Raw genomic sequence first — 7,064 nt, 5'->3', positions numbered from 1 at the left:
ACGCTCCCAACACCGCAACTGGCCGCAACCAGAACCGGCGACAGTCACCATCACCCAGCCAGGAGCAACCTAAAGTCACCGGCATTGGACCTAGGACTTCCTGCGCCGCTCCGGGGTGGACCGCGCGCTGGTCCGGGTCGAGCGGGCCACCGCCACGCCCCGGCCGCTGGCCGACCTGCACGGCGGCGACGCGTACTACATCGACAACGCCGCCCGGTGTTCGATCGGATTCCCCGTCACCCAGAACGGCCGGCCCGGCTTCGTCAGCGCCGGACACTGCGGGCAGCCCGGTTCCAACGCGACGGCCTCCGACGGCAGTTCGATCGGCACCTTCCAGGGCTCGACCTTCCCCGGCAACGACTACTCCTGGGTGCAGGCCGGCCCGGGCTGGACGGCGCAGCCGCAGGTGAACGACTACGCGGGCGGCGCGGTGACGGTCGCCGGCTCGACCGAGCAGCCCGTCGGGTCCTCGGTCTGCCGCTCCGGCTCCACGACGGGCTGGCACTGCGGCACCGTCGAGGAGGTCAACGCCACCGTCACCTACCAGGAGGGCAGCGTCTACGGCGTCACCCGCACCAGCGTGTGCGCCGAACCCGGCGACTCGGGCGGGTCGTTCATCTCCGGCAACCAGGCGCAGGGCGTCACCTCCGGCGGCTCCGGCGACTGCACCTCGGGCGGCGAGACCTACTTCCAGCCCGTCAACCCGATCCTGAGCGCCTACGGCCTCACCCTGGCCGCCGGCTGAGCAGCTGAGCAGCCGGGCACCCGGGCGAGCCGCCGGCCGAACCGCTCGCCGAGCCACGGGCCGCCGTGAGGACAGGACCTAAGGCAGCCCCGCCGTCCGGCGCTCGAACACCTCGGGGCGCGCGGTCTCCAGGGCGGTGGCGACCGCGCCGAGGAGGACCGCCTCCTCCCCCAGCAGGCTCGGCGCGAGCGTCGGACGCATCGGGGCGATCCGGTGCAGGGCCTGCTCCAGCGGTTCCAGGAGCAGGTCCGCGCTGTTGCCTATGCCGCCGCCGAGGACCACCAGGTCCGGGTCCAGTACGGCGGACAACACGGCGACGGCGTAGGCGAGTTGGCTGGCCTCATGGCCGACGGCCCGGACCGCCGCCGGGTCGCCGGCCCGGGCCCGCTCGAAGACCTGCTTGGCCGTGGGCGCGCCGCCCAGCCCGAGGTCCTGGGCGGTGCGCACCACGGCGTCCGCGGCGGCCTCCTGCTCGATGGTCGCCGGAGGCTCACCGGGGCGGGCGGGCAGCGGCACCAGACCGATCTCGCCCAGCGCGCCGTGTGCGCCGAGCAGCAGTTCGCCGTCCTTGACCACGCCGACGCCCAGGCCGGTGCCGACCAGCAGGTAGGCGAACATCCGGCTGCCCCGGCCGGCGCCGAGGGTGTACTCGCCGAGCGCGGCCAGGTTGGCGTCGTTGGCGACGGTGACGGCCACGCCCAGGCCCTCCCCGATCCGGTCGAACAGACCGGGCCGGCCCCAGCCGGGCAGGCTGGTGGCGTAGCGCACGCCGCGCCGCTGCTCGTCCCACACGCCCGGGGTGCCGATCACCGCGTGCACGATGTCGTCGGCGGCCAGGCCCGCCTCGTCGATGGCCTCGTGGGCGGCGGCGACCACGGCGTCGGCGACGGCGTTCGCCGAGCGGCCCCGGTTGGCCACGTCGCGGCGGGCGACGACCGTCCCGGCGAGGTCCGCGACGGCGACCCGCAGCCTGGCCCGCCCGATGTCCACGCCGAGCACGTGCCCGGCGGCCGGGTCGACCTCGTACAGCACCGCGGTGCGGCCGCGCTCGGGGGCCAGCCGACCGGCCTCGCGGACCAGCCCGGCCTGCTCCAGGGCGGCCAGGGCGGCGGACACGGTGGGCTTGGACAGGCCGGTGTCCCGGGCGAGTTGGGCGCGCGAGGAGCCGCCGCCGGTGCGCAGCAGTTCGAGCAGCAGCCATTCGTTGTTGCTGCGCAGCCGCTGCCGGTTCCACGGCACTGCCGGGGCCCCGGCCGCCGGGCGGTGGGTCGGCAGGTGGCTGCTCATCGGTTCCTCCGGTCTGGGCGGGAAGGCTGGCGGGCGGGCTGCGCCGGGTGGTGCCGGCACGGCCCGCGGCGTCCGGTGTCGGGTGCCGCCGCCCAAGTATGACCGGTGATCATTCCGTTCCCACCCCGCCTGCCGGCCCCGCGCCGCCCCGAGCGCGATCCTCGGGCCCGTCAGGACCACCAGGCCCGTCGGACCTGTCGGACCTGTCGGGCCCGTCGAACCTGTCAGACCCGGGCCGGACTCGTCAGACCACCCAGCCGCCCGTCATCCGCCGCACCGCCGAGCCGTCCAGGTCGGCCAGCTTGGTGCCGGCGAAGGCCCGGGCCGCCTCGGAGGTCTGCACCCGCAGCGGCGGCCGCTCGGCGGTGAGGGCCGCGACGATCGGGGCGGCCGCCTGCTCCGGGGTCTGGGCCTGGGCGAAGGCCTTCTGCGTGCGGTCGACATAGGCCCGCAGGGCGGGGGCGTACGGGCCGGCCGCGGCGGTCAGCGCGGGCAGGTCGATGGCCTGGTTGCCGATGAACTCGCTGGCGACGGCGCCCGGTTCGACGACGGTGACGTGCACGCCGACGGTGGCGGCGACCGGCGCCAGCGACTCCATGAAGCCCTCGACGGCGAACTTGGCGGCGCAGTACGCCTCGTTGAAGGGCTGTCCGACCACGCCGCCGACGCTGGTCACGGTGACGACCCGGCCGCCGGAGGCCCGCAGGTGCGGCAGTGCGGCCCGGGTGACCTCGACCACACCGAAGAAGTTCACCTCCATGGCGGCCCGCACCGGCGCCGTCCCGTCCTGCTCGATCGTGCCGACGTGGCCGGCGCCCGCGTTGTTGACCACCGCGTCGAGCCGGCCGTGCCGGGCGAGGACGGCCTCCAGGCAGGCGGTGACGGAGGCCGGATCGGTGACGTCCAGCTGCTCGACGTCGATCCGCCCGTCGACGCCCGCCTCGGCGGCGGTGCGCCACAGGGCCTCGGCCCGTCCGGTGTCGCGCATGGTGGCGACGACGCCGTACCCGGCGCGGGCGGCGGCCACGGCGGCGGCGAGGCCGATCCCGGAGGAGGTGCCGGTGATGAGGACGATCGGGGCGGCGTCGGTGTCCATGGAAGTCTCTCCTCGGATCTCCCCGGCTTCTCCGGGGAAAAGTGTGTGCGTGCGCACGCACCATACATTTAGGTGCACGCGCACGCAACCGGTCGACAGCCCGGCGGCGCCGGTCGGGCGGCCGTCACACCTTCGCCAGCGCACCCTCCACGTCCGCCCACAGGTCCTCGGGGTGCTCGATGCCCACCGACACCCGCACCGTCCCCGGGCCGATCCCGGCGGCGGCCAACTCGGCGTCGTCGAGCTGGCGGTGGGAGGTGCTGGCCGGGTGGAGCACGAGGGTGTGCACGCCGCCGAGGGAGGGGGCGAGGGCGGCCAGGCGGACGGACTCGGTGAAGGTGCGGGCCGCCTCGCGGCCGCCGACGAGGTCGAAGGCCAGGACGCCGCCGTGGCCGTCGGGCAGGAGCCGGCGGGCGAGGTCGTGGTCGGGGTGCCCGGGCAGGCCCGGGTAGTGGACGGCCCCGACCGCGGGGTGGGCGGCGAGGCGACCGGCCAGGTCGAGGGCGCTCTCACAGTGCCGACGGACCCGCAGGGCGAGGGTCTGGAGGCCGCGCAGGGTCAGCCAGGCGGCGAACGGGTCGACGGCGGCGCCGAGTTCGATGGCGTAGTGCCAGACCTTGCGGTGCAGTTCGGCGTCCGCGAGAACGGCGACGCCGGCCAGGACGTCCGAGTGGCCGCCGAGGTACTTGGTGGCCGAGTGGATGACGACGTCCGCGCCGTACTCGATCGGCCGGCAGAGCAGCGGCGTCGCGAAGGTGTTGTCCACGACGCTGACCACCCCGGCCCGCTTGGCGACGCCGATCAGCCCGGGCAGGTCGGTGACCCTGGTGGTGGGGTTGGAGATGGTCTCCAGGTGCAGCAGCCGGGTGGTGGGCCGCAGGGCCGCCTCGACCTCGGCCGGGTCGTCGCCCCCGACGTGGGTGACCTCCACCCCCCAGCGCTCGGCGAGGTCGGCGAGCACGGCGAAGGTACCGCCGTACAGGCTTCGCTGGGCGATCACGTGGTCGCCGGAGCGCAGCAGGGCGAGCAGGACGGTGTTGATCGCGCCCATGCCGGAGGCGGTGGCGATCGCACCGGCGCCGCCTTCGAGGTCGGCCACCGCCGTCTCCAGCGAGCGGACGGTCGGGTTGCCGTAGCGGTTGTAGAAGAAGGCCCCGCCCGGGCCGCTGAAGGCCTGGGTGAGCGCGTCGCTGGTGTCGAAGGCGAAGAGGTGGCTCTGGTGCAGTGGCACGCCCATCGGGCGGCTGCCGGTGATGTCCGCGAGAGGCGGGTGGACGATCCGGCTCTCGGGGCGCAGCGCGCCGGGGGCCCAGTGTCCGTCGGGGGTCCGGTGTCCGTCGGGGGTCTGCTGTCCGCCAGAAGCCTGCTGTCCGTCGGGGGCCCGGTGGCCGAGGTAGTCGCTCATGCCGCCCATCGTCGGGCCGGTCGCACGCCGCGCCCAGGGCCAATCGCGCCCGGGTGGCCCGCCCCGGTGCCGCTGCGGCTCCGGGGCGGGCCACCGCGACTCACTTGCGGCGGCCGAAGATCCGCTTCGCGGCGTAGACGATGCCGACGATCAGCAGCACGAAGAACAGGATGATCAGGATGACCACGACGATCAGGAACTTGCCGAGCTTGGCGAAGAAGCCCGACTTCTTCTTCTCGTCCTTGGCCGCGAGGTGGGCGGCCGGCGCGGTCTGACCGCTCCGGGTGCTGACGGAGACGGCCGGGCCCGCCGCCGGGGCGGCCGGGCCGGAGCCGGTGACGGAAACGGTGGTGGCGGCGGCCGCGACGGGCCGGGGTGCGGCCGTCGCCGTCGCGCTCGACGCCGCGGCGGTGAGGCCGACGGCGGCCAGCAGTGCCACCAGGGCGCCGGCTATCGAACATGCGATCCGGTGAGTCATCGTGCTCCTCGTACGGGTTCTGAGCAGCGCGGAGGAGCCTGGCCGACCGGATCCGCTGGTCTGACCAGGTGGTTTTCTCATCTGCGCCTAGTATGCTCCACTGAGTTTCTACAGCGGTGTAAAAGTTTAGCGACGGGCCTGCCCGGATCGGCTCCGGCCCCGGTCACGCACGCCCGCCGGTTCGACGGGGGTTTCGTGGCAACTGTGGAGGATGACGACGTGTCTGGTCGCAGGGGTTCCCCCGGAGCCGGAAAATCGCCGCGCCGGGCAACCGGCGGCTCGCCGGAGGGCCGCATACCCGACGGCCGCATACCCGACGGCCGCACCGCGGAGGGCCGCCCGGCGGACGGCGGCCAGGCCGGCCGGACCGGTCAGGCACGCAGGGCCGGTCAGGCGGGCGGGGCCGGTCAAGCAGGCGGGGCCGGTCAGGCGGGCCGCACGAGCCGGGCGAAGCCGAAGGCCAAGCGCAGCACCAAGGAGAAGGTGCTCTGGGTGACGGCCGGCTGCACCGCCCTCCTCGTCCTCGGCGGCTGCGCCGTCTACTACCGCCTGAACAGCAACCTCACCACCTTCGACGGCGATGCCCTCAGCAAGGACCGGCCGGCCGCCGCGGCCCCGGACGCCCAGGGCCGCTCCCCGGTCAACGTCCTGCTGATCGGCTCGGACAGCCGCGGCAACGGCAACAGCGACCTGGGCGGCGGCGGGGACGGCGGCGCCCGCTCGGACACCGCGATCCTGCTGCACGTCTACGCCGACCACAAGCACGCCGTCGGCATCTCCATCCCCCGCGACTCCCTGGTCACCATCCCGCCGTGCAAGCTCCCGAACGGCAAGTGGACCAAGGAGCAGACCAATGTGATGTTCAACAGCGCCTTCTCGGTGGGCGACAGCGACCAGGGCAACCCGGCCTGCACCCAGAACGCCGTCGAGAAGCTCACCAACCTGCGGGTCGACCACACCATCGTGGTGGACTTCAACGGCTTCGCCTCGATGACCAAGGCGGTCGGCGGCGTCGAGGTCTGCCTGCCGAACGACATCCACGAGGGGGATCTCAACCCGAACCTGGGCAAGAAGGGCAAGCTGGTCTTCCCCAAGGGCAAGCAGAAGGTGGAGGGCCAGTCCGCGCTCGACTTCGTCCGAGTGCGGCACGGCATCGGCGACGGCTCCGACATCGGCCGCACCAAGCGTCAGCAGGCCTTCCTCTCCTCGCTCATCAAGGAGGTCAAGTCCCGCGGCATGGACCCGACCACCCTCCTGCCGCTCGCCGACGCCGCGACCAAGTCGCTCACCGTCGACCCCGACCTCGGCTCGGCGGCCAAGCTCCTCTCCTTCGCCATGTCGCTCAAGGACGTCAACCTGCACGACGTCAAGTTCGTGACGGCGCCGTGGCGTTACGAGGGCCCGCGAGTCGCCCTCGTCCACCCCGACGCGGACCAGCTCTGGGCCGCGCTCAAGGCCGACCGCACCCTGGACGGCCAGGACGCCAGCGCCACCGCCGCGGACTCCGCCGCGCCGGGTACCCCCGCCGCCGAGGCCACCCCCAGCCCCACCGCCACCACCCCCGTGCCAGACGCCAAGGGCGGCGAGGCCAAGCCCGCCGACGTGAAGGTCGCCGTGCTCAACGGCACCGGCGCGACCGGGCTCGGCGGCAAGGCCGCGGAGGCTGTCAAGGGCGCCGGCTACACCGTGACCAGCGTCGGCAACGCGACCGGCAAGCCGCGCTCCACCACGGTCGTCGAGTACGGCGCGGGCGAGCGCGCCGCGGCCGACGCGGTCGCGAAGCTGTTCCCGGGTGCCACCGTCCAGGCCGGCGGCAAGGGTGTCAGCGTGGTGCTCGGCCACGACTTCGCCGCCGCCAATCCGGCCGGTGCCGCCGACCCGGCCGCCTCCGCGTCGGCCGGCGCCCCGGCCGCTCCGGCCCCGGTGCCCAGCAGCGTCGCCAACGCCGCCCGGTCGGCCGACGACGACCCGTGCGCCAACGTGTCGTACGGCTGACCCGGACGGGACGCACGACGACGGCGGGGCGCCTGCGGATCCCGATCCGGAGGCGCCC

The 7,064-nt window shown here is 74.3% G+C and carries 5 protein-coding genes and 1 pseudogene; 2 read left to right on the top strand and 4 right to left on the bottom strand.

Annotated elements, in window-relative coordinates; genetic code table 11:
* Nucleotides 1-97: 97 nt before the first annotated feature.
* Nucleotides 98-745: pseudogene (locus ACIP37_RS13330) on the top strand (S1 family peptidase); the annotation flags it as partial.
* 78 nt (nt 746-823) lie between these two features.
* On the opposite strand, the gene ACIP37_RS13325 reads toward ACIP37_RS13330, so the two are convergent.
* From ACIP37_RS13325 to ACIP37_RS13310, 4 genes are all read right to left on the bottom strand, one after another.
* A complete protein-coding gene (locus ACIP37_RS13325; protein WP_400805726.1) occupies nt 824-2,032 on the bottom strand; it encodes an ROK family protein in 1,209 nt (402 codons plus the stop codon).
* A gap of 244 nt (nt 2,033-2,276) precedes the next feature.
* On the bottom strand, nt 2,277-3,128 hold the full coding sequence (locus tag ACIP37_RS13320; RefSeq protein WP_400805728.1) for an SDR family NAD(P)-dependent oxidoreductase: 852 nt from the start codon (nt 3,126-3,128) through the stop codon (nt 2,277-2,279).
* Between the two features lie 124 nt (nt 3,129-3,252).
* Nucleotides 3,253-4,533, bottom strand: coding sequence for a trans-sulfuration enzyme family protein (locus ACIP37_RS13315; protein ID WP_400805730.1), 1,281 nt, complete (start codon nt 4,531-4,533; stop codon nt 3,253-3,255).
* 100 nt (nt 4,534-4,633) lie between these two features.
* The gene (locus ACIP37_RS13310) at nt 4,634-5,011 is read right to left on the bottom strand and encodes a hypothetical protein (protein WP_363582687.1); all 378 of its coding nucleotides are present in this window, start codon (nt 5,009-5,011) and stop codon (nt 4,634-4,636) included.
* 483 nt (nt 5,012-5,494) lie between these two features.
* Here ACIP37_RS13310 and ACIP37_RS13305 point away from each other — a divergent pair, with 483 nt between their 5' ends.
* Nucleotides 5,495-7,006 carry an LCP family protein gene (locus ACIP37_RS13305; RefSeq protein WP_400805732.1) on the top strand — a complete coding sequence of 504 codons (1,512 nt, stop codon included), beginning with the start codon at nt 5,495-5,497 and terminating at the stop codon, nt 7,004-7,006.
* Nucleotides 7,007-7,064 lie beyond the last annotated feature (58 nt).

The organism is Kitasatospora sp. NPDC088861 (assembly GCF_044750105.1).
In the GTDB taxonomy this organism is placed as follows: domain Bacteria; phylum Actinomycetota; class Actinomycetes; order Streptomycetales; family Streptomycetaceae; genus Kitasatospora.
The sequence above is the reverse complement of the archived record's forward strand: the minus strand, read 5'-3'. Positions and strand labels throughout refer to the sequence as shown.

What these genes read in the sequence shown, in the direction of transcription:
- ACIP37_RS13320 (WP_400805728.1), bottom strand. Translation starts at nt 3,128, where the DNA reads ATGGACACCGACGCCGCCCCGATCGTCCTCATCACCGGCACCTCCTCC.
- ACIP37_RS13310 (WP_363582687.1), bottom strand. Translation starts at nt 5,011, where the DNA reads ATGACTCACCGGATCGCATGTTCGATAGCCGGCGCCCTGGTGGCACTG.
- ACIP37_RS13315 (WP_400805730.1), bottom strand. Translation starts at nt 4,533, where the DNA reads ATGAGCGACTACCTCGGCCACCGGGCCCCCGACGGACAGCAGGCTTCT.
- ACIP37_RS13325 (WP_400805726.1), bottom strand. Translation starts at nt 2,032, where the DNA reads ATGAGCAGCCACCTGCCGACCCACCGCCCGGCGGCCGGGGCCCCGGCA.